At 70.9% G+C, this 24177-nt stretch carries 24 protein-coding genes, 1 pseudogene and 1 riboswitch; of the genes and pseudogenes, 10 read left to right on the top strand and 15 right to left on the bottom strand.

What is annotated here, in order from left to right; all coding sequences use genetic code 11:
* Window positions 1-10: 10 nt before the first annotated feature.
* From dhaK to ACF073_RS23430, 4 genes are all read right to left on the bottom strand, one after another.
* Entirely contained in the window at window positions 11-1006 is a 996-nt protein-coding gene (gene dhaK / locus ACF073_RS23445; RefSeq protein ID WP_392072954.1) for a dihydroxyacetone kinase subunit DhaK, read from the bottom strand.
* Window positions 1007-1081: 75 nt separating this feature from the next.
* Window positions 1082-1738 carry a dihydroxyacetone kinase subunit DhaL gene (dhaL, locus tag ACF073_RS23440; protein ID WP_392072952.1) on the bottom strand — a complete coding sequence of 219 codons (657 nt, stop codon included), beginning with the start codon at window positions 1736-1738 and terminating at the stop codon, window positions 1082-1084.
* Window positions 1739-1760: 22 nt separating this feature from the next.
* Window positions 1761-2738 carry an HAD-IA family hydrolase gene (locus ACF073_RS23435; RefSeq protein ID WP_392072950.1) on the bottom strand — a complete coding sequence of 326 codons (978 nt, stop codon included), beginning with the start codon at window positions 2736-2738 and terminating at the stop codon, window positions 1761-1763.
* 2 nt (window positions 2739-2740) lie between these two features.
* Entirely contained in the window at window positions 2741-3601 is an 861-nt protein-coding gene (locus ACF073_RS23430; RefSeq protein ID WP_392072948.1) for a ketose-bisphosphate aldolase, read from the bottom strand.
* A 302-nt stretch (window positions 3602-3903) separates the two neighbouring features.
* Here ACF073_RS23430 and ACF073_RS23425 point away from each other — a divergent pair, with 302 nt between their 5' ends.
* Window positions 3904-4338: a hypothetical protein gene (locus ACF073_RS23425; protein ID WP_392073175.1), complete on the top strand. Its 435-nt coding sequence runs from the start codon at window positions 3904-3906 to the stop codon at window positions 4336-4338.
* Window positions 4339-4441: 103 nt separating this feature from the next.
* Here ACF073_RS23425 and ACF073_RS23420 read toward each other — a convergent pair.
* Both ACF073_RS23420 and cynR read right to left on the bottom strand, forming a co-directional pair.
* Window positions 4442-4609, bottom strand: a pseudogene (locus ACF073_RS23420) (molybdopterin-binding protein); the annotation flags it as partial.
* A gap of 178 nt (window positions 4610-4787) precedes the next feature.
* Window positions 4788-5696, bottom strand: a complete 909-nt coding sequence (gene cynR, locus ACF073_RS23415) for a transcriptional regulator CynR (RefSeq protein WP_392072946.1) — start codon at window positions 5694-5696, stop codon at window positions 4788-4790.
* 125 nt (window positions 5697-5821) lie between these two features.
* Here cynR and ACF073_RS23410 point away from each other — a divergent pair, with 125 nt between their 5' ends.
* From ACF073_RS23410 to ACF073_RS23390, 5 genes are all read left to right on the top strand, one after another.
* A complete protein-coding gene (locus ACF073_RS23410) occupies window positions 5822-6406 on the top strand; it encodes a carbonic anhydrase (protein ID WP_392072944.1) in 585 nt (194 codons plus the stop codon).
* A gap of 132 nt (window positions 6407-6538) precedes the next feature.
* Window positions 6539-7009: a cyanase gene (gene cynS / locus ACF073_RS23405; RefSeq protein ID WP_392072942.1), complete on the top strand. Its 471-nt coding sequence runs from the start codon at window positions 6539-6541 to the stop codon at window positions 7007-7009.
* Window positions 7010-7097: 88 nt separating this feature from the next.
* The gene (locus ACF073_RS23400; protein WP_392072940.1) at window positions 7098-7595 is read left to right on the top strand and encodes a nucleoside deaminase; all 498 of its coding nucleotides are present in this window, start codon (window positions 7098-7100) and stop codon (window positions 7593-7595) included.
* Between the two features lie 123 nt (window positions 7596-7718).
* Window positions 7719-9938: a PQQ-binding-like beta-propeller repeat protein gene (locus ACF073_RS23395; protein ID WP_392072939.1), complete on the top strand. Its 2220-nt coding sequence runs from the start codon at window positions 7719-7721 to the stop codon at window positions 9936-9938.
* Between the two features lie 308 nt (window positions 9939-10246).
* Window positions 10247-11176 carry a tyrosine-protein phosphatase gene (locus ACF073_RS23390; protein WP_392072937.1) on the top strand — a complete coding sequence of 310 codons (930 nt, stop codon included), beginning with the start codon at window positions 10247-10249 and terminating at the stop codon, window positions 11174-11176.
* A 74-nt stretch (window positions 11177-11250) separates the two neighbouring features.
* On the opposite strand, the gene ACF073_RS23385 is transcribed toward ACF073_RS23390, so the two are convergent.
* The 3 genes from ACF073_RS23385 to ACF073_RS23375 are packed head-to-tail and all read right to left on the bottom strand — an operon-like array spanning window position 11251 to window position 13281.
* Window positions 11251-11997, bottom strand: a complete 747-nt coding sequence (locus tag ACF073_RS23385) for a DUF2071 domain-containing protein (protein WP_392072935.1) — start codon at window positions 11995-11997, stop codon at window positions 11251-11253.
* Complete coding sequence (locus tag ACF073_RS23380; RefSeq protein ID WP_392072933.1) at window positions 11994-12332, bottom strand: metalloregulator ArsR/SmtB family transcription factor; 339 nt, start codon at window positions 12330-12332, stop codon at window positions 11994-11996. Before ACF073_RS23380 ends, ACF073_RS23385 begins: the two co-directional genes overlap by 4 nt.
* A gap of 58 nt (window positions 12333-12390) precedes the next feature.
* Complete coding sequence (locus ACF073_RS23375) at window positions 12391-13281, bottom strand: MBL fold metallo-hydrolase (RefSeq protein WP_392072931.1); 891 nt, start codon at window positions 13279-13281, stop codon at window positions 12391-12393.
* Window positions 13282-13293: 12 nt separating this feature from the next.
* Window positions 13294-13361, bottom strand: a riboswitch (guanidine-III (ykkC-III) riboswitch).
* Between the two features lie 327 nt (window positions 13362-13688).
* On the opposite strand from ACF073_RS23375, the gene ACF073_RS23370 reads away from it, so the two are divergent.
* Both ACF073_RS23370 and ACF073_RS23365 read left to right on the top strand, forming a co-directional pair.
* Window positions 13689-13838 (top strand): hypothetical protein, encoded by a 150-nt coding sequence (locus ACF073_RS23370; RefSeq protein ID WP_392072929.1) that lies wholly within the window; start codon window positions 13689-13691, stop codon window positions 13836-13838.
* Between the two features lie 450 nt (window positions 13839-14288).
* Window positions 14289-14930: a molybdopterin-dependent oxidoreductase gene (locus ACF073_RS23365; RefSeq protein WP_392072927.1), complete on the top strand. Its 642-nt coding sequence runs from the start codon at window positions 14289-14291 to the stop codon at window positions 14928-14930.
* A 128-nt stretch (window positions 14931-15058) separates the two neighbouring features.
* Here ACF073_RS23365 and ACF073_RS23360 read toward each other — a convergent pair whose 3' ends face one another.
* Together ACF073_RS23360 and ACF073_RS23355 are read right to left on the bottom strand one after the other, a co-directional pair.
* Window positions 15059-15832 carry an HAD hydrolase family protein gene (locus ACF073_RS23360; RefSeq protein WP_392072925.1) on the bottom strand — a complete coding sequence of 258 codons (774 nt, stop codon included), beginning with the start codon at window positions 15830-15832 and terminating at the stop codon, window positions 15059-15061.
* Window positions 15833-15881: 49 nt separating this feature from the next.
* Window positions 15882-16382, bottom strand: a complete 501-nt coding sequence (locus tag ACF073_RS23355; RefSeq protein WP_392072923.1) for a PaaI family thioesterase — start codon at window positions 16380-16382, stop codon at window positions 15882-15884.
* Window positions 16383-16475: 93 nt separating this feature from the next.
* Between ACF073_RS23355 and ACF073_RS23350 the strand changes: the two genes are divergently transcribed.
* On the top strand, window positions 16476-16943 hold the full coding sequence (locus ACF073_RS23350; protein ID WP_392072921.1) for a winged helix-turn-helix transcriptional regulator: 468 nt from the start codon (window positions 16476-16478) through the stop codon (window positions 16941-16943).
* A gap of 88 nt (window positions 16944-17031) precedes the next feature.
* Here the strand turns inward: ACF073_RS23350 and ACF073_RS23345 are convergent, their stop codons facing one another.
* The 3 genes from ACF073_RS23345 to ACF073_RS23335 all read right to left on the bottom strand — a co-directional run bounded on the left by ACF073_RS23345 (window position 17032) and on the right by ACF073_RS23335 (window position 21032).
* Window positions 17032-18108 carry a glutamate--cysteine ligase gene (locus ACF073_RS23345; protein ID WP_392072919.1) on the bottom strand — a complete coding sequence of 359 codons (1077 nt, stop codon included), beginning with the start codon at window positions 18106-18108 and terminating at the stop codon, window positions 17032-17034.
* A 244-nt stretch (window positions 18109-18352) separates the two neighbouring features.
* Window positions 18353-20632 carry a SpoIIE family protein phosphatase gene (locus tag ACF073_RS23340; protein WP_392072917.1) on the bottom strand — a complete coding sequence of 760 codons (2280 nt, stop codon included), beginning with the start codon at window positions 20630-20632 and terminating at the stop codon, window positions 18353-18355.
* A 7-nt stretch (window positions 20633-20639) separates the two neighbouring features.
* A complete protein-coding gene (locus ACF073_RS23335) occupies window positions 20640-21032 on the bottom strand; it encodes an STAS domain-containing protein (RefSeq protein ID WP_392072915.1) in 393 nt (130 codons plus the stop codon).
* A 175-nt stretch (window positions 21033-21207) separates the two neighbouring features.
* On the opposite strand from ACF073_RS23335, the gene ACF073_RS23330 reads away from it, so the two are divergent.
* On the top strand, window positions 21208-21783 hold the full coding sequence (locus tag ACF073_RS23330; RefSeq protein WP_392072913.1) for a GNAT family N-acetyltransferase: 576 nt from the start codon (window positions 21208-21210) through the stop codon (window positions 21781-21783).
* Window positions 21784-21842: 59 nt separating this feature from the next.
* Here the strand turns inward: ACF073_RS23330 and glgX are convergent, their stop codons facing one another.
* On the bottom strand, window positions 21843-23984 hold the full coding sequence (glgX, locus tag ACF073_RS23325; protein ID WP_392072911.1) for a glycogen debranching protein GlgX: 2142 nt from the start codon (window positions 23982-23984) through the stop codon (window positions 21843-21845).
* Window positions 23985-24177: the final 193 nt, after the last annotated feature.

The raw sequence follows: 24177 nt of genomic DNA, 5'->3' as shown, positions 1-24177 counted from the left end.
CTCCGGTCCCTCAGAAGACCCGGATCGGGATCTCGGCAGGGGCGGTGAGCAGATCGAAGATCTCGTCGTCCAGGCGGACAAGGGTGACGGACGCGCCGGCCATGTCGAGCGAGGTGCAGTACTCGCCCACGTAGCTGCGTCCGACCTCGATGCCGCGCTCGGCCAGCTGTTTGTGGGCCAGGCCGTACACCAGGTACAGCTCGCCGATCGGGGTGCCGCCAAGGCCGTTGACCATCAGCGCGACGCGGTCGCCCGAGGAGAACGGCAGGTCGTCCACGACGGCGCTGACCAGCTCGCGCACCATCGCGTCCGCCGACTGCAGCTTCTCGCGCTTGCGGCCCGGTTCGCCGTGGATGCCCACACCCATCTCGACGGCGTCCTCGGGCAGGTCGAACAGCGGCGAACCCTTCGCGGGCGGTGTGCAGGCGGTGAGTGCCATGCCCATGGTGCGGGTGACGGAGTTGACCTTCTCCCCGATCCGGTACACCTCGTCGAGGTCGGCACCCCGTTCGGCGGCGGCGCCGACGGCCTTCATCACGAAGAAGTTGCCGGCCACCCCTCGCCGGCCGACGGTGTACGTCGAGTCCTGTACGGCCACGTCGTCGTCGATGAAGAGCGTACGCACGGTCACTCCGTCGGCCTCGGACAGTTCCTCGGCCATCTCGAACGCCATCCGGTCCCCGGTGTAGTTGTTCACCAACAGCAGCACGCCCTTCGGGGAGGCGACCAGCTTGACCGTCTCGTAGACGAAGTCGGCGGGCGGCGCGGCGAACACGTCGCCCGGACAGGCGGCGTCCAGCATCCCCTTGCCGACGGTCATCACATGCGCCGGTTCGTGACCGGATCCGGAGCCCTGCACGATCGAGACCTTGTTCTCGTTCGGGGCATCGGCACGCATGATCAGGTTGTACTCAGGCACGTACTTCAGCGTGCCGGGGTTGGCCAGGGCCAGTCCCTCCAGCATCTCCGCGACGTAGTCCTTCGGGTCGTTGACGAACTTCTTCATGCCCTAACTCCTCCTGGTCCTGCCGGTCCCGGGTGCCGGGAGGCGGTCCGGGCGCCCGGTCCGGTGCCCGCGCGCTCAGTCGCGTGCGTCCCACTCGGCGGCGACGCGCTCCGCCATGACCGCGACCGCCACCGCGCCCGGGTCCGGCGAGCCGATGCTGCGCTCACCGGTGTAGCTCTGGCGGCCTCGTCGGGCCTGCATGGGTGCCGTCGCGTCGGCCGCGGCACGGGCGGTCGTGGCAGCCAGGGCGGCAAGTTCCGCACCGTCGGCCTCCGGTTCACCGCCGGTCAGGCGCTGTTCCAGTGCGTCGGTCATCGGGATGAGCGCGTCCAGCAGTGTCTTGTCACCGAGGTCCGACTTGCCGCGCGCCTTGATCCCCTCGGCGGCGGCCCGGAGCATGGCCACCGCGTCCGCGGCGTTCAGTTCCGGCCGGTCCTTCACGGCCCCGGCGGCCCGCAGGAAGGCGGTGCCCCACAGCGGCCCCGAAGTGCCGCCCACCCGCTTGGAGATCACCAGAGCGACCTTCTTGAGGAGTTCGGCGGGCGGCTCCGCGGCGAGGTCGTCCCAGTCGGCGAGTACGATCTCGAAACCGCGTGCGAGGGAGAATCCGAAGTCCCCGTCTCCCGCGACGGCGTCGAGGTCGCTGAAGGCCCTCTCGTTGTCGACCGCGGTCCGGGCCACGGTCCGGACGACGAAGGCGAGGTCGTCGGCGGGCGTCGATGGCGGTGGCATGACTCTCCTGACTGCCGCGAGCTCAGTGCGGTCGAGGACGGGGACCGGACGGGCCGGGGTCGAGCGGGCCGTCCACGGGCGTACGGGCGGGGGCGGCGTCCGCGTCGCCGCCGGCCCCGGACGTACCGGCGGGAGCGGAGTCCGCGTCGCCGCCGTCCATGGGCGCGGACTTCGCGTCGCCACCGGCCACGGTCGTACCAGCGGGCGCGGACTTCGCGTCGCCGCCGGCCCCGCGCAAGGCGGCCAGGTCCGCGAGGACCACACAGGGGCCCGGGTGAACGCCGAGCGGATCGCTCAGCACGCGGCTGACGACCTCGTCCGGCGGCGGATCGCCCAGCGAGGTGACCACCAGCGAGGCTCCGGTGAAGTCCTCCTCACCCGTGTAGGCGCTGGTGGTGACCGCGCAGGCGAGCCCGGCGCCGAGCGCGGCCAGCATCCCGTTGCGGCTGTCCTCGATCACGACGACGTCCGCGGGGTCCAGGCCGAGCCGGTGCAGGGCGAAGGCGTAGATGTCCGGGGCGGGCTTCTTGCGCTCGACCACATCTCCGGCGAAGACGCTGAAGCGGGCGGCGAGTTCCGGGCCCATGGCGAGTTCGAGCACACTGCGCACGGACGCCTCGGCGGAGGTGGAGGCGACCGCGAGCGTCCACCCGGCCTCGTCGGCCTCGGCGGCGATCCGCCGTACTCCGGGCCGGGGCGGAATGCTGCCGCTGCGGATGATCTCCGTATAGATCTCGGTCTTGCGCCGGTGCCAGGCCGCGACCTGCTCGTCGAGTGCGGCCCGGTCGGCGGGCAGTCCGGCGGCGGCGACGAATTCCGGGGTGAGCAGCGTCCGCATCCGCTCCTTGCCGCCGCCGACCTTCACCTTCTCCGCGTACTCCGCGTCGCTCCACCGCACCGGCAGGCCGAACTCCTCGAACGTCTGGTTGAAGGCGGGCAGGTGGCCGTCGCGTTCGGTGTCAGCGAGGACGCCGTCGCAGTCGAAGACGAGCGCGGGCACGGCTACCCCGCCCGTCCGGCGCTGCCGAAGAGCCTCATCAGCGAACCGGCCAACTCGACGACGTCCTGGCGGACGGCCCGGAAGAGCGAGGGCGGATCCCACTTCTGCCGCTCCTCCGCCGAGCGCAGGAAGGCCAGGTTCGACTTCATGTACGTCTCCTTGAGGGCGGTGGAGATGTTGACCTTCGCGCATCCTCGGGAGATCAGGTCGCGGAACTGCTCGTCGGAGAGCCCGCTGCCGCCGTGCAGCGCGATGGGCACGGGGTAGGCGGCGACGATGTCGGACACGCGCTGCGCGTCGAGCACCGGCGCCTGCTTGTACGTCCCGTGCGCGTTCCCGATCGCCGGTGCGAAGACATCGACCTGTGTGGTCCTCAGGAACTCCAGGGCGACCGCCAGGTCCTGCCGCTCGGCGGCGATGTCGCTGCCGACCCCGTCCTCCACCCCGGTGATCGACTCGATCTCGCCCTCGACCGCGGCGCCGAACGCACGAGCCTCCGCGACGACCTCGACGGTCTGCCTCATGTTCTCCTCGACCGGCAGCTTGGAGGCGTCGAAGAGCACCGAGTTCCATCCCTGCCGCAGGCACTCGGTGATGACCTCGCGCTCCGGACAGTGATCCAGGTGCAGGGTGACAGGTACCTCGATGCCGGCGGTCATCGACTTCCACATGGCGTAGAGCACATCGCTGCCGATGGACCTGACCGTCTTCACCGAGGTCTGCACGATGAGCGGCGACGCGTTCTCCACCGCGGCCGCGAGCACGGCCTCCAGCGTGAGGTCGTTGAACACGTTGATGGCCGGAACGGCGTAGCGCTCCTCGAAGGGCTTCGCGAGGATCTCGGTCAGCGGTGTCACACCCACGACGCCTCCACGTCTCGTCCCCGCTCCTCTATTCCACGCCAGCGCATCACACGCCGCCACTTTTGACCTGGACGGACGGCCCGAGCGAGCCGGGAGGCAGGGCAGCGGCGGGGCAGGCCGTCCGACGGCCCCGCCGCAGACGCAGACACCGAGACCGACGCCGACGCCGACGCCGACGACAGACGTACCGGCGTACAGACGGGCGACGCGAGCGGGCAGCGCGCATGGCCCGGCCGCCGGGCGGGGTAGTCCTGGAGGGCTCGCAGGTCGCCGAAGGCCGCAACACGACAGGAGAAGTGGTCATGGCACGTGAGGACGAGGTCTCCGTCTCCCTGGGGGACAGCTACATCTCCGGAGAGGCCGCTCGCTGGCAGGGAATCCCGGCCTCCGTACCAGGGCCGGGAGAGAAGCTCCAGATCGAGAAGCTGAGGGACCTGGTCAAGAACGGCGGTGACAAGATCAAGAGCATCGCGCTCACCGTCGGGGGCACCAACCGGGACCTGTCGACCATCGTCACGGACACGACTCAGCAGTACTTCCTGGGGGCCGGGCACCTCGTGGACGAGATCGCACAACGCGACGACGTGCCGAGTGACCTGCGAGAGCGCGCCCGGGCGCTGACGCACCACGTCCAGCAGACCATCGAGGTGGTGGACAAAGCGCTGAACGACGACCCCGCCGGCGCCCAGACGATCCTGGAGAACTACCCCGGTCCGACCCCCGGGCCCCAGAGCTAGTCAAGACGACAGGGGCACCTGCACGGCCCGTACGGGTCACGGGGATACACGAGGACGCTCCATCGGGCTTCTCACCGCCGCACTCGGGGCGTACCGCCGAAACCTTCACCTCGGCCCCCTCGGCGAGGCCGAGGTCCTTCACGGACTCGGTGGTGATCGCCGCGGTCACGTCCTGACCGCTGAGGAGGCGCACCTTGACGGTCGCCATGGCCTCTCCGGCGGTCACGGAGACGACGGCGCCCCGGATCTGGTTGCGGATGCTCAAGCTCATGGAGTGCCACCTCACCCGCCGGCGAGGAGGGTGCTGTGTGGCGCACGCGGAGCGCGCCGCACAGCACCCCGCTCCGGACGGAGGCGCGCGACCGTGACCGCGGGTCCGGTTCCGGCCCGGGCGTCCCCACCGAGGCGGGTGAGCACGGTGCCGCCGGCCGGTGATCCGCCTGCGCAGATCACGGTGGCGGGGTGTAGCCGCGGGTGCGGACGAGGTCGTGGGTGAGCCGGGTGAAGGCGCGGGCGGCGGCGCTGAGATAGGTGCCCTCGCGATGCAGGAGGGTGACGGTGCGGGCGGGCAGGGGCGGGTCGAGGGGGACGGGGGTGAGGTGGGGGTGGTCGTGGGTGATGGCGTCGGGCAGGACGGTGGCCAGCGGGGTGCGTCGGACGATCTCGGTGAGGGCCTGGATGGAATTGGCCTCGACCGTGGTGCGAGGGGCGATGCGGTGGTCGGCGAAGTAGGCGTCGATATGGCCGCGGGTGGCGAAGTCGCCGCTGAGCAAGGCCAGTTGTCTGTCCTTCAGCGCCCGTACGGGTAGGGGTTCCGGCGTCGTGCCGGTGCCCTGGGTGCCGGTGACGAGGCTGAGGGTCTCGGTGAACAGCGGGGCGGCGGTGACCCCGGGCGGGTGCGGGCCGCTGAAGGCGATGCCGAGGTCGAGATCGTCGGCGAGCAGGGCCGCTTCGATGCGGTCCTGGGGCATCTCCGCCAGGGCCAGGCTGATGCCGGGGTGGCGGGTGTGGAGCTCAGCGGTGAGCGGGCCGACGAGGTAGGCGGTGAAGGTGGGGGTGACGCCCAGCCGCAGGTGGCCGCGCGAGAGGTCGTGGACGTCGTGGACGGCGCGTTCGGCGGCGGCCAGGTCGCGCAGTGCACGCCGGGCGTGGTCGGTGTAGACGGTCCCGGCGTCGGTGAGCCGTACCGCACGGCCGCTGCGGTCGAGCAGCTGCACACCCAGGGTTCGTTCCAGCTGCTTGATCTGCTGGGAGAGCGTGGGCTGGGAGATATGCAGGTCTTCGGCGGCGCGAGTGAAGTTGCCATGCTCGGCGACGGCGAGCAGATAGCGCAGGTGACGCAGTTCGAGGGCAGCCATGAAGACAATTATAGATGTGACCACTAGGTGCTATGGATAACAGCTCTTGGACACTATAGACACAGGTCATGCATGGTGGATCTCACCAGCCCGCACGGGCCGGCCGCCACCGAAGGGAGTGAGCCATGCAGGACCTCACCAAGGGCGTCGCCCGTTTCCAGCGGGACGTCTTCCCGGCCAAGGCGGAGCTCTTCGCCCACCTGGCCACGCATCACACGCCACGCACACTGTTCATCGGCTGCTCCGACGCCCGCGTCGTCCCCGAGCTGATCACCGGCACCGAGCCGGGCGACCTGTTCGTCATCCGCACCGCCGGGAACCTGGTACCCGCCTACGGCCCCGAAGCCGACGGGGTGGCGGCCAGCATCGAGTACGCCGTCGCCGCACTGGGCGTGAAGGACATCGTCGTGTGCGGCCACTCCGCGTGCGGCGCGATGACCGCCCTCGCCGAGGGCCACGACCTCAGCGATGCCCCGGCGGTCGCCGCCTGGCTGCGGCACGCGGACGCCTCGAAGGCCCGCACGGCCGCCGGTGACGTTCCCGCCCTGGTGCGACAGAACGTACTCGCGCAGCTGGCGAATCTGGCCACCCACCCCTCCATCGCCCGCGCCCTGGCGCACCGGGAGGTCACCCTGCACGGCTGGGTCTTCGACATCGCCACCGGCCGTATCGAGGAACTGTCCACCGCCTGCCCCGCACACGCGGCCTGACCGAACCCCGCCGACCGGATCCCCGTTCCCGTCCGCGACAGCGTGTCGGGAACCCCCTCCACCACCCACGCGCCATTTCCCTCTTTGCTCGTGAAGTGGCCCACCCCTGAGAGAAAGAAGGACGTACCGATCATGGTGCACGCCCAGTTCGACCCGACCGCCCGCCAGGCCCTGGCCGCCGCCGCCGTCGACGCCAAGACCCGCAAGAACCTCTCCTGGCAGCAGATCGCCGACGCCTCCGGCCTGTCGGTGGCCTTCACCACCGCCGCCGTCCTCGGCCAGCACCCGCTGCCGGAGGGCGCCGCGCAGGCGGTCGCCGAGCTGCTGGGCCTGGACGACGACGCGGCACTGCTGCTGCAGACCATCCCGACCCGCGGCTCGATCCCCGACCGCGTCCCCACCGACCCGACGATCTACCGCTTCTACGAGATGCTCCAGGTCTACGGCACCACGCTCAAGGCCCTGGTGCACGAGGAGTTCGGCGACGGCATCATCTCCGCGATCAACTTCAAGCTGGACGTGAAGAAGGTCGCCGACCCCGAGGGCGGCGAGCGTGCCGTCATCACCCTGGACGGCAAGTACCTGCCGACCAAGCCGTTCTGACCCGCGCGGCACACCTGACACCGGGGCGGGCCGCACCGGCCCGCCCCTCCCCCGCCTCTCCCGCCGCACTGCCTCACGAGGAGTTTCCGTGGACTTCGTACAGCGCACCATCGACATCGCCCGGCAGAACGTGGCCGAGGGCGGCCGTCCCTTCGCGACCGTCATCGTCAAGGACGGCGAGATCCTCGCCGAGAGCCCGAACAAGGTCGCCCAGACCAACGACCCCACCGCGCACGCGGAGATCCTCGCCATCCGCGAGGCGTGCAGGAAGCTGCGCACCGAGCACCTGACCGGCACCACCATCTACGTGCTGGCCCACCCCTGCCCGATGTGCCTTGGCTCGCTGTACTACTGCTCGCCGGACGAAGTCGTCTTCCTCACCACCCGCGAGGCCTACGAGCCGCACTACGTGGACGACCGCAAGTACTTCGAACTCGACACCTTCTACGACGAGTTCGCCAAGCCGTGGCAGGACCGCCGCCTGCCCATGCGCTACGAGTCCCGCGCGGACGCCGTGGAGATCTACCGCTTCTGGCAGGAACGCAACGGCGGCGAGCGCCGCGTGACCGGCGCCCCGACCGCCTGAGGCCGCCGGCCGGAGGCGCGGAAGTGCCGCCGACACGTCCGAGGGCCCGGGGCCCGACGCCGCGGCCGCCCCGCTTCCGTATGCTGGGACCGCGATCCGCGAGGCGACTGAGGGGGTGCGCGCGTGCCGCTGCACAGGGACGATCCGAGATCCGTCGGCGGTTACAAGTTGCTCGACCGGATCGGCGCGGGCGGCATGGGCCGGGTCTACCGGGGCAGATCGCGCTCCGGGCGCGAGGTCGCCGTCAAGGTCGTGCACGCCCAGTACGCCCACGACGAGGTCTTCCGGGCCCGGTTCCGGCAGGAGGTCGAGGCGGCCCGCCGGGTGAGCGGCGCCTTCACCGCGGCGGTCGTGGACGCCGATCCCGAGGCCACGCCGCCCTGGATGGCGACCCAGTACGTGCCCGGCCGCTCGCTCGCCGCCTGCCTCCGCGACCACGGCCCGCTCCGCGTATCCGAGTTACGGCCGCTGGCGCTGGGCCTGGTGGAGGCCCTGCGGGACATCCACCGGGCCGGGGTGGTGCACCGTGACCTGAAACCGGCCAATGTGATGATGGCGGCGGACGGCCCCCGCGTCATCGACTTCGGCATCTCCCGCGCGGCCGAGAGCCACCACACCCTCACCGAGACCGGACAGGTCATCGGCACCCCCACGTTCATGTCTCCCGAGCAGTTCACCGACGCCCGCACCGTCGGTCCCGCCTCGGACGTCTTCTCGCTCGGCGCGCTCCTGGTGTACTGCATCACCGGCCGCGGCCCCTTCGACGCCGACAGCCCCTATCTGACCGGCTACCGGGTGGTCCACAACGACCCCGTCCTCGACGACGTGACCGGAGGCGTGCGCGCGGTGCTGGAGCGCTGCCTGGCCAAGGATCCCGCCGACCGCCCCGGACCCGACGAGCTGATACGGGAGCTCGCCGAGGTCCTGCCGGAGCCGCGCCCCGGCGAGCAGGGGACGCTGCCGCTGCGGCCGTACTCCGGCGACACCTCCCCCGGCGGCCTGACGACCGCCACCGGCTCCCGCCCCCGCGCCCGCACCTGCTTGCCGGGGGCGCGGAAGCTGCTGGCCGCGACCGGCGTGCTGGCCGTGGCGCTGACGGGTTACGGGCTGCTGGGCCTGCGCAACGATGACGGCGCGGCGCGGGCCGGCTCCACGACCGCGGCCCGCTGGGACCCGCTCCCCACCGGCTGGAAACCGTGGCAGACCACCGCGTCCGCGAGGGCCGAGCGGGGAGTACGCGAGGCGCCGGGCTACGAGGGAAACAGGGCACCGGCCTGCCTGCCGGACGCCGGCGCCCTGTACTGCGCCGGCACGGCGATCCTCCCGGAGCGCATCGACGCCACCACCGGCCGCACCCTGTGGCGCTCCGGCATCGCACCCGCCGGCATCCCGGCCGACCGCTACATCACGAACGTGCTCGGCACACACGAGGGTGTCGTGCTGGTGGAGCTGACGATCACGCACGCGGACGGCACCGGGCAGGCGCAGTCCGTCCTCGCGCTCGACGGCGCGAACGGCACGAAGCTCTGGTCCCACCCGGTCAGGACCGACAGCCTGGGCTCGGCCTACGCCGCCGGGGTGACGCTGACACAGGAGGGCGGCGACCGTGCGGTGACCGTCCGCTCGGCGCGCGACGGCACGGTGCTCCGCGGCATCCCCCTGCCCACCGGGTACGACTGCTCACCGCTCGCCGCCGGCGACCTTCCCTACCTGGAGTGCGCGGCCCAGCAGGAGGGCTCGCACTCGTCGAGGTTCCTCGTCGTCGACCCCGCCGACGGCTCAGCGCGGACCTTGGTCTCGCCCGCCCAGCAGCGAAGCTTCGTCGGAGTCCTGGACGGACAGCTGTTCTTCGTGGAGTCGGACGACCGGCCCGTGACCAACAGCCCCGACCAGATCTACACCCGGATCGTGCGCGTCGACCCGCACACCGCGGAGCGTTCGGTGACGGATCTGCCCGAGCACTACCGCGGCGGGAGCCCGGCGCTCGCGCACGGCACGCTCTACTTCACCACCTCCAGCGGCCTGGTCACGGCCGTCTCGCCGGAGACGGGGGCCCGGCTGTGGCGCAGTCACACGACGCTGGAGACCCCGGGCGAGGTCTCGGTGGACCCGAAGGGCCGCACCGTGTACCTCGCGGGCGGGAGCGGCCGGGTCGCCGCCCTCGACGCGGCGCACGGCACCCTGCTGTGGGAGTCCTCGGCGCGCGCCGAGGTACTGGACAACGGGCTCCTGCCCACCGTGTGGTTCAACAGGGGCGCCCTGGTGCTGGCCGCGTCCGACGGCACCCTTTTCACCCTCGACCCGGCGCACCCTGAGCGGAAGCCGGTGCCGGTCCCGGCGTGACCGATCCGCACCGGCAGCGTCGGCGGTCGAGTACGGCACGCCGGTCGAGAACCCGCCCGTCGGGCCCTGACCCGAGCGGCCGGCGCACCTGACTGAGCGGAGACCCGGGCCCGCGCCGACTCGGCGGCGTCGTCCGCCGCAGGGTCCGTGACCGCCGCCGGACCCGCCGAGCCGCATCTTTGATCGTCGAGCTGCGCGTCTTCTGATCTTCGATCGCCGGTGCTAGCTTCCCGCGTCCCCACTTCGGGGAAGTCCGCCTTGCACCGTCCTGCGAGGGGTGAGAATCGCCGTCAGAAGGGAACTGCCGCATGCGTCCCAGAACGCGCGCCGTCAGTACGATTTTCCTCTCGCTGGCCCTTGCCGGCTCGCTCGCACCCGCGGCATCGGCCGCCCCTGCCGCGCCCGACGCCCTCGCACGGCCCGTGTCCGGTACCGCTCCGGCCCTGTCGGCAGCCCGGGTGCTGCCGGTACCCGGCACCGTCAACGCCCGTGACCTCGGCGGCTACCTGGCCTACGACGGCAGGGCGACCCGGTGGGGAGCGCTGTACCGGTCGGAGAGCCTGGCGAGGATACCGGCCGACGGGACGGCCGCCCTGGCCCGGCTCGGACTCGGCAGCGTCATCGACCTGCGGACCGCGCCGGAGATCCAGGCGGACGGAACCGACAGACTGCCCTCCGGGGTGACGCCGGTCGCGGACGCGGTGGACGACACGGGCCTGTACGCGTTCATCGGGCAGGCGGTGGCCAGCAAGGACCCCGTCTACCAGCAATCGATCCTCGGCGACGGCAGGGCGCAGGCGCGGATGATCGCCCTGTACCGGGGCTTCGTCACCGACCCCGCCAACCGGACGGCGCTGGGCACCGCGGTCCGGGCCGTCGCGGACTCCTCGAAGCCGGTCTTGTTCCACTGCTCGGCGGGCAAGGACCGCACCGGTGTCCTCGCGGACACGATCCTCCGCGCGGTCGGCGTCGCGGCCAGCACCTCCGAACAGGACTATCTCCTGTCGAACCAGCTGCGGGCCGCTTCGGACAAGGCACTGCGGGACCAGCTGAAGGCGGCCGGCTACATGCAGAACCCCGACCTGCTGATCCCCCTCCAGCAGGTGAGCGGCGACTACCTCGCCGCGTTTCGGGCCCAGGCCGTGCAGGACTACGGCAGCTTCGGCGGCTTCCTGACCAAGGGCCTCGGCCTGGACGCGGGCACCCTGCTGAAACTGCGGATCCGGCTCGTCGGCTGACGCTCGCACCGATGACACAGAATCCGTGGGGAGACAGCGAGGAGGCTCCTGCCATGCCCCTGTGACCTCGCGCTTCAGTCGGCGAGTCGAGCGTCCCCGTGCGCGGTGGTGTTCGGGAGTGGCCGCCAGTCGGCGGGGACGTTCCGCATGATCAGAGCGCAGTCCAGGGCAGCGGTCCCCCGCGGGAAGCGCTCCAGGTCGTCGAAGAAGGACGACGCGGCAGAGCGGACCCTGCCGGCTTCCACGTGCCAGGCGTCGGTCCTCAGCTCCATGCCGTCCAGGTGAAGGCCCGACGTGGTGGGCGAAAGGCCCTTCTTCCCCTCACGGAAGAACCGGGAAGCCTCTGCGAGGTCGCCGAACAACTCGCTGCCTCGCAGCTCGTCGGCCGGCTCGACGGTGACATCCACCTGGGTGGCACCGTCCCGGGCGGCCATGGCGACATGCATCCGGCGGGGGGTCTCGTACACCTCGAAGTCGGCGCGGCCGTGTTCACCGGGGAAGACCCGGCCTCCGGCCCAGGCGTTGAGACGCGAGGCGGTGTCGCGGCGGGGGATGTAGACGCCGGTCTCGACGCCGTCCGGTCCGTCCCATTCGACGGCGATCCGGTGTGCCGCGTTCTCGCTCCGGAGCCCGAACGCCTCGGGTGCCCAGGCGGGTCGGACATGGCCCAGGCGCAGGAGGCAGATGCCCGCGACCGCGTGGCCGCGCACCAGCTGCGGGCGCAGTGGCTCGGGTAGCAGACGTGCCGCGGCATCCGGGGCGACCCGGTAGTTCACCAGAATCCGTCGTTCGATGACGCTGGACAGCCGTGGCTGTCTCATGATCCCTCACCCGCCGTCTCCGTCCCGGGGCGCCACTTGGTGTGGCGCAGCACGATCTGCTCAGGGCAGACGGCGCTGAGGAACCGTCCTACGCTGGTCGCCAGACGATCCTCGGCCAGTGAGTAGAGGATCCGGTTGCCCTCCCGCCGCTCCGTGACCAGCCCGGCGCCCTTCAGCACGCCCAGATGGCGTGAGATGGACGGCGCACTGATCGAGAACCTGCCCGCGATCTCCCCGGCAGCGAGCTCGCCGCCCCTGAGATCCTCGAGAATCTGACGCCGCGTCGGGTCTGCGAGGGCCCGGAAGACTCCCGTCTCGTCCTGAGTACCTGCCATGACACATATTTAGCATCTTGGCTAAGTATCTAACAAGGGCTTCCCGGACGGGTATCCCTTACTCCTCCTGCGAGACCGGGCAGAGGACGAAGTCGTGGTGGGCGCTCCAGGAGCCGTCGTCGCCGAGTCGGGCGAGCGCCTCCCGGATCCGGCGGAGGTGCGCCGGAGTCAGCTGGAGCGGGGGCTCGTCGGGCTGGTAGGTGGTACGGACCGGGTAGTCGACACCCGGCTCGGTTGTCATCTCGATGTGGCAGCCGAGCACATGGGTGACGGGCCGGCGGTCGGCGAACTCGATCAGTCGTTCGATGCTGCGGGTGAAGGCCGGAACGTCCTGGATGTAGAGCCGACCGGGGTAGACGGTGTCCCCCGTGAGCAGGAGGCCGGTGGCCGGGTCGTAGTAGGTGACGGCCGCCTCGTGGTGGCCCGGGGTGGCCAGGCACTCCAGGACACGGCCGCCCAGGTCGACGTGGGCGACACCGTCCGGATCCGCGTCGAACCCGAGGTACCGCCATACCGTGGCGCGCTCGGCGTCCACCACGGTCGTGCCGGGGCGGTCCGCGAACTGGCCGTCGCCCGCGACGTGGTCGCCGTGCCCGTGGGTGTGCAGCACGAGAAGGTGGTAGTCGCCGTCCCGGGGATGCCGGTCGAGCCACTCGGCGAGGAGCCCGTCGACCACCTGGCGCAGGGGGAAGAATTCGGGAGACCGGGTGGCGCCGGTGTCGATCAGCACCGCCCGCTCGTTGCCGCACAGCAGGAACAGGAACGGCGCCTCGTAGTGGACCGCCATGTTCTGCCGCAGGATGAACGTGTGGTCGTCGTAGGCGTGGACCTGGATGTCCGGGTCCGTGTTGTGCTTGGCCGACGGTGAGCCGTGAATCCACCGCACGTCCAGCGGACGCGGCGCGGGAGGGGCGCCGGCGAAGTCGATGCGATGTGTGCCGCTGTCCACGATGCCTCCGCATGTGCGTCGTCTTGGCGGGCCGGGTACGGCGCACATCTCGTCCGGGGCAGGCACGTCCGCGCCTCCGGCGGGACGCTACCACTTCGTCCGGTACGTCGAGACATCATGTGTCGCCCGAGCCGGTCCGTGCCACGGCCACACCGCCTTGTGTCGCAGGGTGCACTCCCACGTGAGCTTCGAGACACCTCCCGCCGCTGCCCACGAGGTAGTCGCCGAGACGTTGGAGCGTGCTTTCCGGGGCAACTCACCCGCTCGGATGCGCTCGGCGAGACACTCGCCACGTGGGTGTGCATGGTGAGTTCATGATCACTACACCTCACCCCAAGAAGACGGTTTCCCGGATTCCGCGAGTACTCGCGGTGTGTGCCGCCGTGGGCGTCGCATGTGCGGCAGGCGTGGCGACCACCACATCCGCCGTAGCCGCGACGCCCGCTGCGCACGTCGCCACCAAGGCCGCTCCGGCTTACGGCCATGGCGGCCACGGCGGCGAGGACGAGAACCAGTGCGGCAACGGCATCCTCGACCTCCTCAACTTCTGCAACTGAGGCATGACCGGCTGCAGTTCCTCACCGTCAACCGCGTAAGCGCACGTTGACGAAGCCCACCCACCCCAGGGCGGTCAGGAACAGGGGCAGGATCCCTCTTCCTGACCGCCCTGCCGACCACTACCGAATATCCGCGCCAACTGCTCCGCCCGGAGCGGCATTCCGAGTGGGGCGACGCGGTACGGCCGTCGTCCCCGGGCCGGTCGGTCACCGCCCGTCTACCGCACCGGCCTTCCACCCTCTTCGTCTTCGGCCCTGGAGAGGCTCCGTGCTGCGCGGGTGTGATGCCAGTCCCACCACCGGCTACAACCTGCTGCACAAAGGCGGCTCCACCACCGCCGGCCCCGCACGCGCCCGGGCGCCCCGGCCACGACATCACGGGCAGTGAGCGCTTACCCTGCGGGGGCAAGCAGGCCGAAATGATGAGCGGAAGAGAGCAGGGTGCGGATCGTGACAGATCAGCATTCCTCCGGGCCCGGGACTGCCGGGCTGGCCCCTCCCGGGCAGCGCCTGGTGCACGGCTGGCCCGTCTCGCACTATGGGCCGGTTCCCCGGTTCCGCCCCGAGCGCTGGAACCTGCGTGTCTTCGGCGCCACCGCCTCGGGCGAGACGCACGAGTGGACCTTCGACCATCTGGCCGAGCTGCCGCACGTCACGGTCGTCGCCGATCTGCACTGCGCGAGCGGCCCCACCTCCACCGGGCACGAGTGGTACGGCATCCCCGCCACCACGGTCCTGGAACTGGTCCCGCCGGCGCCCGGAGTCACGCACATCATGGCCTGGGCGGAGTACGGATACTCCGCCAACCTGCGCCTCAGCGACTTCACCTCGCCGCGGACCCTCATGGTCACCCATCACAACGGCGAACCCCTCACCGCCGAGCACGGCTTCCCGCTGCGTCTGGTGGTCCCCCACCTATTCGGTTACAAGAGCCCGAAATGGCTGCGCGGCATCGAGTACATGACCGCGGACCGGCGCGGCTTCTGGGAGGAACGCGGCTACCACAACCTCGGCGACCCCTGGCAGCAGCAGCGCTACTCCTACCAGGAAGAGGACGACGACGGACCGACCCCGCCCGCGCACTCCAGGTAGGCCCACGCTCGGCCTCCCGACCACAGGGTCATCAAGACGCGGGCGCAGTCGCCGATCTCGTAGGCGTCGGCCATGGCCGGCTCGGTGTCGCTGATCCGGGTGGCGCCCCGTCAGAGGACACGTCGCCGTCAGGCCGCAGCCCGGCCCGCCCGAGTCAGGAGGGAGATCTCTGCCGCCACCGACTCCGGGTCCGCGGGGACGGTGACGTGGGCGACGTCGACCAGGCTCGGGTGGGCGCCGACGCGCACCGCTCGCTCGGCGCCGCGCAGCAGCTCGACGTCGTTGATGTCGTTGCCGAAGGCCACGTACTCGCTGATGCCCAGCGAGACCAGGGCTTCCCACTTCGTCGTCGCCGCCGGTGCGAAGTCGACGACCGCCTCTTCGAGATGGTGGTTGACCATCAGCCCGAGTCCTCGGCCGGCGTCGGCGACCCCGGCCAGGTCCGACGCACCGACGACAAGGAGCTTCACGACCTGGTCGAGCTGTGCGAGATCGACCCTGCGGGCGAGTCCGCCCTGATCCACCCTCCCCAAGATCGGGTGGCTCGCGGGTCCCGTGTAGGCGTAGTCCCAGGGGCCGTCGGCGAGGTAGGTCGCCTCGTACCGCTCGACCGCCTCCATCAGCGCTCCGAGTTCGACCGGGCCGAACGCGGCCCTGGCCCGCACCGTGCCGTCGACAGAGACGAGACTGCCGTTCCCACCGATCAGCGTGGCGGTGGGGAAGGCGCCGTCGAGCACGGGCAGAAGGTCTCGAACCGGCCGCGCAGACGCGAACACCAGCTGACAGCCGTCGCGTTCGCACGCGTCGATCGCCGCGAGGATCCGGTCATCGATGGTGCGTCCGTCGAAACAGAGCGTGCCGTCGATGTCGAACACGGCGGTTCGAGCGTGGAGATCAAGCATCACGCGATCATATCTTCACGCTCACCCGTGTACTCGGAGACTGCGACGGTCACCCTTCGGAGGGCGGCACCTCGAAGAGCATGCAGCTACTGGTGGCGTGGGCGAGCAGACGATCCGTCCCGTCGACCAGTTGCGCCTGCGAGAGGGCTGTCCGGCGCCCCTTGCTGATCACTGTGCCGATGGCGCGCACCGGGCCCGTGTCCACGGTGATCGGCCGCAGGAACTTCACCGTCAGGTCGAGGGATGTGTACGCCATCCCCCGCGGCAGCGTCGAGTGGACGGCACATCCCGCCGCCGAGTCGAGCAGGGTGGCGAAGACGCCGCCGTGCACGCTGCCGATCAGGTTGTAGTGCTCCTCGCCCGGGGTCAGAGAGAAGACCGCTCTGCCCGGCTCCACCTCGTCCAAGGTGAAGTCGAGGGTGTGGCAGATGGGCGGTCCGGGCAGGCGCCCGGCCTGCAGGTCACGCAGGAAATCGATGCCCGACGAGCGTCCGGCGGCTTCCGCCAGGAGTGCGGGGTCATCCCATTGATACGTACGCGTTCGTCCCACGGCCCAGCGCCTCCCCGTCTGACTTTCATGAGCGAAGCTAGCCGCCCCCTCACCTGACTGTCAATGACGAAGCCAGCCCCTTAGGGTGGTGGGATGCAGTGGCTTGAGGCGAGCACGGAGAACTGCCCCGTCCAGCGCACGCTCGACGTGGTCGGAGAGAAATGGACGTTGCTGATCCTGCGCGACGCCGTCAACGGAGTCCGCCGCTTCGACGACTTCCACCGCCATATCGGTCTGTCGGAGGCCGTCCTCAGCGACCGCCTCCGGAAGCTGACCTCGGCCGGCATCCTGAGAACCGTGCCCTACCAGGAGCCCGGCAGCCGCGCCCGCAACGAGTACCGCCTGACGCGCAAGGGCTGGGACCTGTGGCCCGTCCTCATGGCGCTGAGCCAGTGGGGCGAGGCGTACGCCCTCGGCCCCGAGGGCCCTTTGCTGGACGTTCGCCACACCGACTGTGACGCTCCGGTCCGCGTCGTCGTCCAGTGTTCCGCGGAGCACTCCGTCCTCACCCCCAAGGACGTCACCGCCCGGCTGGGCGCGGGAGCCCGCCCGCGCTCGTGAGCCGTCACGGACGGAGACGCGGGCGCTGTCGTGGCCCCCGGCAGTGGCCGCCGGCGCCGACAGCAACCGCTCCGCGCCTCCGCCGCAGTCACTGGCACATGGTGGTGACGAGGTGATCGACCACGTCAGTGAGGCTGCCCCGGCTCCGGTAGGCCGCGCGTTGCCGGTCGGAGCCGGTGCCATGGGTACGCAGCCGTGACCAGCCGTCCCGGACCAGGGGACCGTCGCCGAGCCGTTCAAGCGCGGAATGGATCCACGCGAGCAGGCTCTCGATCCGGGCTGCCGCAGGGATCAGCCGGCTGGCGGGCAGGTCGACGCCGGCTCCGGCGAGGCCGTCGCGGGCGGCACGCCAGTGGGCCGCCCGCAGGATCTCGCGCTGGGGGCGTGGTGCCGGTTCACCAGCGGTGATCCGTGTGAGAGCGGTGGCGACCATGGCTCTGGTGATCGCCGCGAGGAGGACGGTGTCGGCCGCGGTGGCGGTGGCGTCGGCCACGCGGAATTCCAGGGTCGGTACATGACTGGAGGGTCTGATGTCCCAGTACACGCCGCCTCGGTCCAGGACGGCGCCTGTCTCGATGGCGCGGGTGACGAGTTCGTCGAAGTGTGCAGCCGAGGCGAAGTAGGGCGGCGGACCGGCCACGGGCCAACGTGCCTGCGTCATGGTGCGCCAGCTGGCATAGCCGGTGTCGCGGCCGTTCCAGTAGGGCGAGTTGGCCGCGATCGCGACGAGCGCGGGAAGCCAGACGCGCAGGTGGTTGCTGACCTGGAGTGCCGTGTCCGGGTCGGGCACTCCGATGTGGATGTGACAGGCGCAGGCGATCTGCTCGTCGTCCAGGGCCCGGAAGGCGGCGAGGCTGCGGGCGTAGCGTGCCCCCTGCGAGATCACGGGCGGGTCCGGACGGCAGAGCACCGGGCTGCCGGACGAGATGGCGGCCAGGCCGTGCCGGCCGGCGGCCTCGGCGACCTGGGTGCGCATCGAGCGGATCTGCTCGCCAAGGTCTCCCATCGAGGTGTGGGGGTCGGTCCGTGCCTCGACTTGACAGGCGGTCAGTTCGGGGCCGGCCCGGTCGCCGAGCCCCAGGGCGGCGGCCTCTGCGACGACTTTGTGGGCGAGCGGGCTCACCTGGCGGCTCAACGGGTCGACCAGGAGGTACTCCTCCTCCACGCCGACCGTGAGCGCATGCGGCTCCGGTGCGGTGCCACGGGGTCCGCGTGAGTGGGCAACGCGCTCTTCCGTGTGGGCTGGGCCTCGCGTTTCACTGTCCACGTGAACACGATGTCACGGAACGTGAATCGTGGAGAGGGCTGGATGCGGCCACTTGGCCACCCGGCGTGAGGCCGGCGCGGCGGTGAGGGAGACAACACGTGCCGTGCCGTACCGCGCCGGTGAGGCGGAGCGCCGGAGCGGGTCACGCGGCCCCGGCGGCCGAGGTCCTCGTGTCAGCCGGCCTCGTGCCGTCAGCGCCGTGGGCGGAAACGGCCGTGAGGACGAGAGCGGCCTGGTCGTCGTCGATGTCCTTGCCGCCGGTGAAGGCGTGGACCGCGCCGGTGAGGCTGTCGATGACGTCCTGCGCGGTGTGCGCCCCGCGCAGGCGGCTGCCCAGGGCGTCGGCGAGGCGTTCTTCGCCGAACTGGTCACGGGTGGCGTCCCTGGCCTCGGTGATGCCGTCGGTGTAGAGCAGCAGGCTCTCGCACGGCTTGAGGCGCAGGTGATGCGTGGGGAGGTGCGGGTCGGGGGCGATACCGATGAGGGAGCCGTCCACGTCGACGGTACGTACCGTTCCCCCGCCGTTGATCAGCAGGGGCAGCGTGTGTCCGGCGCGTACGAGAGCGATGTCGAGGCCCCCGCCGTCGGCCGGTGTGAGGTGGCCGTAGACGAGCGTGACGAATCCCGTGCCGTGGCTGTCGGGCCGGTTGAGCAAGGCCCTGTTGATCGCGTGGACGACCGCGTCGGGTCCGGGCAGCAGGGGGGCGACGGCGCGGGCGGTGTGCCGGACGAGGGCCGTGGTGGTGGCGGCGATCGCGCCGCGTCCGCACACGTCGCCGAGCATGAACGCCCAGGTGCCGTCGGCGAGCGGAAAGACGTCGTAGAAGTCACCGCCGACCTCGAGCCCCTCGCCCGCGGGGTGGTAGTGGACGGCGACCTCCGCCCCCGGCAGCGTCGGCACCTTGGGCAGGAGGAGACCGGCCTGCAGGTCGCGGGCCAGGGCGACGCGCTCGGTGTACTGGCGGGCGTTGAGTGCCGCTGAGGCGGCGCGGCGGGCGAGTTCCTCGGCCAGGGCGACGGTGTGCCCGTCGAAGGCGTGCTCGCCGGTGGACAGCAGCGTCACGGTCCCGAAGGTACGGCCACGGTCGAGCAGCGGAACGCACAAGTAGCCGGTCACGCCCAGCTCGTGCCAGGGCCCCGGGCCGGACGGGGTGCGCCGGGCGACCTCGCTCAGTCCGGCGGCGAGGACACGGGCGACGGTGTCGTCCTCGGCGTCGTAGACCGGGATGTGCGAGGCAAGCAGCTGCTCCTCGGCGTCGGTGGGGGCCGCGGTGGCGACGCGGCGAACCCGCCCGGCGTCCACGACGTCGACCGTGCACAGCGGAGCCAGCGCGGGCGCGCACGACTCGGCGAGTCGTTGCAGTGTCTGCACGTAGTCCAGGCCGGCGGTCAGTTCGGTGCTCGCCCTGAGCAGGAAAGCGAGGTCCTCCCGTGCGGCGCGCTCCTTCGCCTCGGCGGCCAGGCGTGCCTCCTCCGCTCGGTGCCGCTCGATGGCCAGCGCCGCGGTCCCGGCGAACATGCGGGACAGGACGAGGTCGGACTCCTGTGGCGCCTTCGGCACGCGGTGATACATCGCGAAGGTGCCGAGCAGGGAACCGTCCCGGCCGAGGATCGGGGCCGACCAGCATGCCGCGAGGCCTGCGGCCTCGGCCAGGTCGCGGAAGTCGTCCCAGTAGGGGTCGGTGGCGATGTCGCTGACGACGACCATCTCGCGCCGGTGGGCGGCGGTGCCGCAGGAGCCGACGCCGTCGCCGGTGGCGATGCCGTCGATCGCCTTGTTGTAGAAGTCGGGCAGGCTGGGGGCGGCACCGTGCCGCAGGTGCCGGCCGTCGGTGTCGGCGAGCAGGACCGAGACCAGGACCTCTTCCGCGGCCAGGTCCTCGATGGTGCGGGCCATGCCCTCCAGCACCTGGTCCAGCGGGGCCTGGCGGGCGATCTCCTCCAGCAGGGCGCGGTGCTCGGCGGTCAGCCGCTGGGCCTGCTTGACCTGCGTGGTCTCCACGCCGATGACGCGTACGCCGGTGACGTTGCCGCCCGCGTCGAACCGGGGCTCGTAGATGAAGTCGAAGAAGGCCTCCCGGGCGTCCGGGCCGGTGCCGAGGAGTACGCGGGCGTCCTGCCCCGTGTACGGCCGGCCGGTGCGGTAGACACGGTCCAGCAGTTCCAGGAATCCCTGCCCGGCCAGCTCGGGCAGCAGCTGTCCGATCGGCTTGCCGGTCCGCACGCGGTCGCCGCCGCCGACGGCGGCGATGAAGGCGGCGTTGGCGGCCTCCACCATGTGGGCCGGGCCGGCCAGGGACGCGAACACGGCGGTGGACTGCCCGAACAGGGTGCGGAGGTCATGCTCCGCCCCCGTGTCGTGCGCCCCCTCCGAATCAGGGTCGGCCGCCTCGCGAGGCTGCTGCTCCGGAACGCGGGTCATCGGCCGTCTACCTCTCACTCTCCGGGCCCGGGGACGACGTGCCCCCGGACACGGACGCTTGTACGCCCTCGCGGTCGGCGAGGGCGTCTGATGCCGTGGCGTACACGCTGATGACCTGGTCAAGGCCCGTCAGCCGGAAGACCCGGGCCACCGATCCGGGCACCGCCGCAAGACGCAGGGTGCCGCCCTGTGCGGAGAGCCGCTGGTAGACGTGGATCAGGGCGCTGATGCCGGAGGAGTCGCAGAAGGAGAGCGCGGTGCAGTCGATCACGAGCGGCTCGGGCCGGGGAAGCGTCGCCAGGACCTGGTCCGCCGCCTCCCGGAGCTGTACGGCGCTGCTGAAGTCCAGCTCACCGCGCAGCACGCACAGACAGGCCCGCCCGGTTGGCCGGAGCTCCACCGAAAACACCCTCTGCCGCCTCCCCATCGCTGCGATCCGGTATGAACGATCATAGATACGGCTTTGCGCGGGCCGGTTTCAGCCCCCGTGATGCCCTCGTGCGCCGCCCCGGGTGCGGAGGCCGGTCAGCACCGCCGCGGTGATCGTTCCCGGTCGCGGCACTAGGCTGCCGGTCATGAACGAGGCCATGACCAGCGGTGCGGCGCCTGAGCCAGCCATCCTCGACGCCATCGAGCTGATGTCCGATCCGGAGTTGGCGGCCCCGTTCGCGCAGTCGGCCCACCGGATCCTGTCGGACCTGGTGAGCGGAGGTGCCGCGCTGGGCTGGGTCGAGCCGCCGTCGGCGGACGAGGTGGCGCACCTCCTCGACCAGGTGGTCTGCGCGGTCCGGGCGGGGGATGCGGCCCTGCGCGCCGCCTACCTCGACCGCCGGCTGGTCGGCCTGGGGTACTGGCTCCGCTACACCCGGCCGACCCATCGCCCGCACGCCGATCTGGAGAAGCTCGCGGTGGATGCCGCCGCTCACGGCCGCGGTGTCGGCCGGGCGCTGACCGCCGCCCTGATCGCGGACGCGCGGGTGGCGGGCGTCGAGGTCCTCACCCTGGACGCCCGTGGCGACAACACCGCTGCCCTGCACCTCTACCGGTCACTGGGCTTCACCGAATACGGCCGTCTGCCCGACTTCGTCGCCGTCGGCGAACGCCGCTACGACAAGGTCTTCTGCATGCTGGACTTCCGCCGACGCGGCTGACCGGTACGCCCGGCCGAGGTGTCTGCCGCCCGAGGCGGCCTAGCAACGCGGCGGGGGCCTCACTCCTCCTGGTGGGCGCGGAGCACGAGCATCGAGTGTGCTTCGACTTCGATCTCACTGCCGCCCTTGATCAGCGGCCGGTACTCGGTGTAGGGGATGGCCGTGTCCACCTCCACCGCCCACCAGGGGTCGGGCTCCTCCGGAACGGTGAAGGCGAGGCTCTCGCTGTGGGCGTTGAAGAGGAGGAGGAAGGAGTCGTCCTCCACGGGCAGGCCCCGTAGGTCCGGTTCCGTGATGGCCTTGCCGTTGAGGTGGACCATGAGGGACCTGGCGAAGCCGGCTTCCCAGTCGGCGTCGGACATCTCGTGTCCGGCGGGGGTGAACCAGGTGACGTCCCGCACCCCCGCGCTGTCGCCGACCGACGTGCGCCCCTTGAAGAACCGCCGCCGCCGGAAGACCGGGTGATCGCGGCGCAGGGCGATCAGCTCACGGGCGAAGTCGAGCAGTTCGCTTCCCTCGGTGGCCTGCTGCCAGTCGATCCAGGTCAGCTCGTTGTCCTGGCAGTACGCGTTGTTGTTGCCGTCCTGGGTGCGGCCGAGCTCGTCACCGTGCAGCAGCATGGGCACGCCCTGGGAGAGCAGCAGGGTGGCGAGGAGATTGCGTTGCTGGCGGGCGCGCAGTGCGAGGATGCCGCGGTCACGGCTGGGGCCCTCGGCCCCGCAGTTCCAGGAGCGGTTGTGGCTCTCGCCGTCGCGGCCGTCCTCACCGTTGGCCTCGTTGTGCTTGTCGTTGTACGAGACCAGGTCGCGGAGGGTGAAGCCGTCGTGGGCGGTGACGAAGTTGACCGACGCGTAGGGCCGGCGGCCGTCGTTCTGGTACAGGTCGGACGAGCCGGTCAGGCGGGAGGCGAACTCGCCCAGGGTGCCCCCCTCGCCCCGCCAGAAGTCGCGCACGGTGTCGCGGTACTTGCCGTTCCATTCGGTCCACAGCGGGGGGAAGTTGCCGACCTGGTAGCCGCCCTCGCCGACGTCCCACGGCTCGGCGATGAGCTTCACCTGCGAGATGACCGGGTCCTGCTGGACGAGGTCGAAGAACGACGAGAGCCGGTCCACCTCATGGAACTGGCGGGCCAGGGTGGCTGCCAGGTCGAAGCGGAAGCCGTCGACGTGCATCTCGGTCACCCAGTACCGCAGCGAATCCATGATCAGCTGGAGGGGCTGCGGGTGGTTCATCCGCAGGCTGTTGCCCGTACCGGTGGTGTCCCAGTAGAAACGCGGCTCCTGCTCGGACAGCCGGTAGTAGGCCGCGTTGTCCAGGCCGCGCAGCGACAGGACCGGCCCGAGGTGGTTGCCTTCGGCGGTGTGGTTGTAGACGACGTCGAGGATGACCTCGATGCCCGCCTCGTGCAGGGTCTTGACCATCGAGCGGAACTCCTGCACCTGCTCGCCGCGCTGCCCGGACGAGCAGTAGGCGTTGTGCGGGGCGAAGAAACCGATGGTGTTGTAGCCCCAGTAGTTCGAGAGACCCTTCTCCGTGAGCGCGTGGTCGTGCACGAACTGGTGAACCGGCATCAGCTCCACGGCGGTGACGCCCAGTTTCACGAAGTAGTCGACCATGGCGGGGTGTGCCAGGGCGGCGTACGTGCCGCGCATCGCCTCCGGTACCGCCGGATGGGTGTTCGTCATGCCCTTCACATGGGCCTCGTAGAGCACCGTCTCGTGATACGGCGTCCGCAGCGGATGGTCGCTGCCCCAGTCGAAGAAGGGGTTCACCACCACCGACTTCGGCACGTACGGGGCGGAGTCCAGGTCATTGCGTCGGCCCGGAGCGTCGAAGTGGTACGGGAAGAGCGACTCGTTCCACTGGATCTCGCCCTCGATCGCCTTGGCATAGGGATCGAGCAGCAGCTTGTTCGGATTGCAGCGCTCGCCCCGCTCGGGGCGGTACGGACCGTGCACCCGGAACCCGTAGCGCCGGCCCGGACCGACGTCCGGCAGGTGGATGTGATGGACGAAACCGTCCACCTCCCTCAGCGCGACGCGCTCCTCGGTGCCGTCCTCGTCGAAGAGACACAGTTCCACGCGCTCCGCCACTTCGGAGAAGACCGCGAAGTTCGTCCCCGCTCCGTCGAAGGTGGCACCCAGGGGCGACATCCGCCCCGGTCGCGGGCCCACCTCGGTGCTCTCCTGCCACATACGCATGACCACGCGCCTCCCCGAGCCCGGAGGATGGGCGGCCCCACCCGACAGTTTCCCTAGTGCCCGCGGGGGGCGACACGCATGCCCGCCGTCGTGTCTCACACGAAGGTGGCGCAACATCGTCCTGAGGGACTGGGCACGGCCTATGTGGGCAGAGCGGCTTATGAGAGACGGGGAGGGGATCCCCGTCCGGCAT

It is taken from the genome of Streptomyces sp. NPDC015171 (assembly GCF_043079545.1).
GTDB lineage: Bacteria > Actinomycetota > Actinomycetes > Streptomycetales > Streptomycetaceae > Streptomyces.
This window is presented reverse-complemented; position numbering and strand designations above follow the sequence as displayed.

What these genes read in the sequence shown, in the direction of transcription:
- ACF073_RS23410 (WP_392072944.1), top strand. Translation starts at nt 5,822, where the DNA reads ATGCAGGACCTCACCAAGGGCGTCGCCCGTTTCCAGCGGGACGTCTTC.
- ACF073_RS23360 (WP_392072925.1), bottom strand. Translation starts at nt 15,832, where the DNA reads ATGCTTGATCTCCACGCTCGAACCGCCGTGTTCGACATCGACGGCACG.
- ACF073_RS23340 (WP_392072917.1), bottom strand. Translation starts at nt 20,632, where the DNA reads ATGACCCGCGTTCCGGAGCAGCAGCCTCGCGAGGCGGCCGACCCTGAT.
- ACF073_RS23425 (WP_392073175.1), top strand. Translation starts at nt 3,904, where the DNA reads ATGGCACGTGAGGACGAGGTCTCCGTCTCCCTGGGGGACAGCTACATC.
- dhaL (WP_392072952.1), bottom strand. Translation starts at nt 1,738, where the DNA reads ATGCCACCGCCATCGACGCCCGCCGACGACCTCGCCTTCGTCGTCCGG.
- glgX (WP_392072911.1), bottom strand. Translation starts at nt 23,984, where the DNA reads ATGCGTATGTGGCAGGAGAGCACCGAGGTGGGCCCGCGACCGGGGCGG.
- ACF073_RS23390 (WP_392072937.1), top strand. Translation starts at nt 10,247, where the DNA reads ATGCGTCCCAGAACGCGCGCCGTCAGTACGATTTTCCTCTCGCTGGCC.
- ACF073_RS23385 (WP_392072935.1), bottom strand. Translation starts at nt 11,997, where the DNA reads ATGAGACAGCCACGGCTGTCCAGCGTCATCGAACGACGGATTCTGGTG.
- cynR (WP_392072946.1), bottom strand. Translation starts at nt 5,696, where the DNA reads ATGGCTGCCCTCGAACTGCGTCACCTGCGCTATCTGCTCGCCGTCGCC.
- cynS (WP_392072942.1), top strand. Translation starts at nt 6,539, where the DNA reads ATGGTGCACGCCCAGTTCGACCCGACCGCCCGCCAGGCCCTGGCCGCC.
- ACF073_RS23330 (WP_392072913.1), top strand. Translation starts at nt 21,208, where the DNA reads ATGAACGAGGCCATGACCAGCGGTGCGGCGCCTGAGCCAGCCATCCTC.
- ACF073_RS23380 (WP_392072933.1), bottom strand. Translation starts at nt 12,332, where the DNA reads ATGGCAGGTACTCAGGACGAGACGGGAGTCTTCCGGGCCCTCGCAGAC.
- ACF073_RS23350 (WP_392072921.1), top strand. Translation starts at nt 16,476, where the DNA reads ATGCAGTGGCTTGAGGCGAGCACGGAGAACTGCCCCGTCCAGCGCACG.
- dhaK (WP_392072954.1), bottom strand. Translation starts at nt 1,006, where the DNA reads ATGAAGAAGTTCGTCAACGACCCGAAGGACTACGTCGCGGAGATGCTG.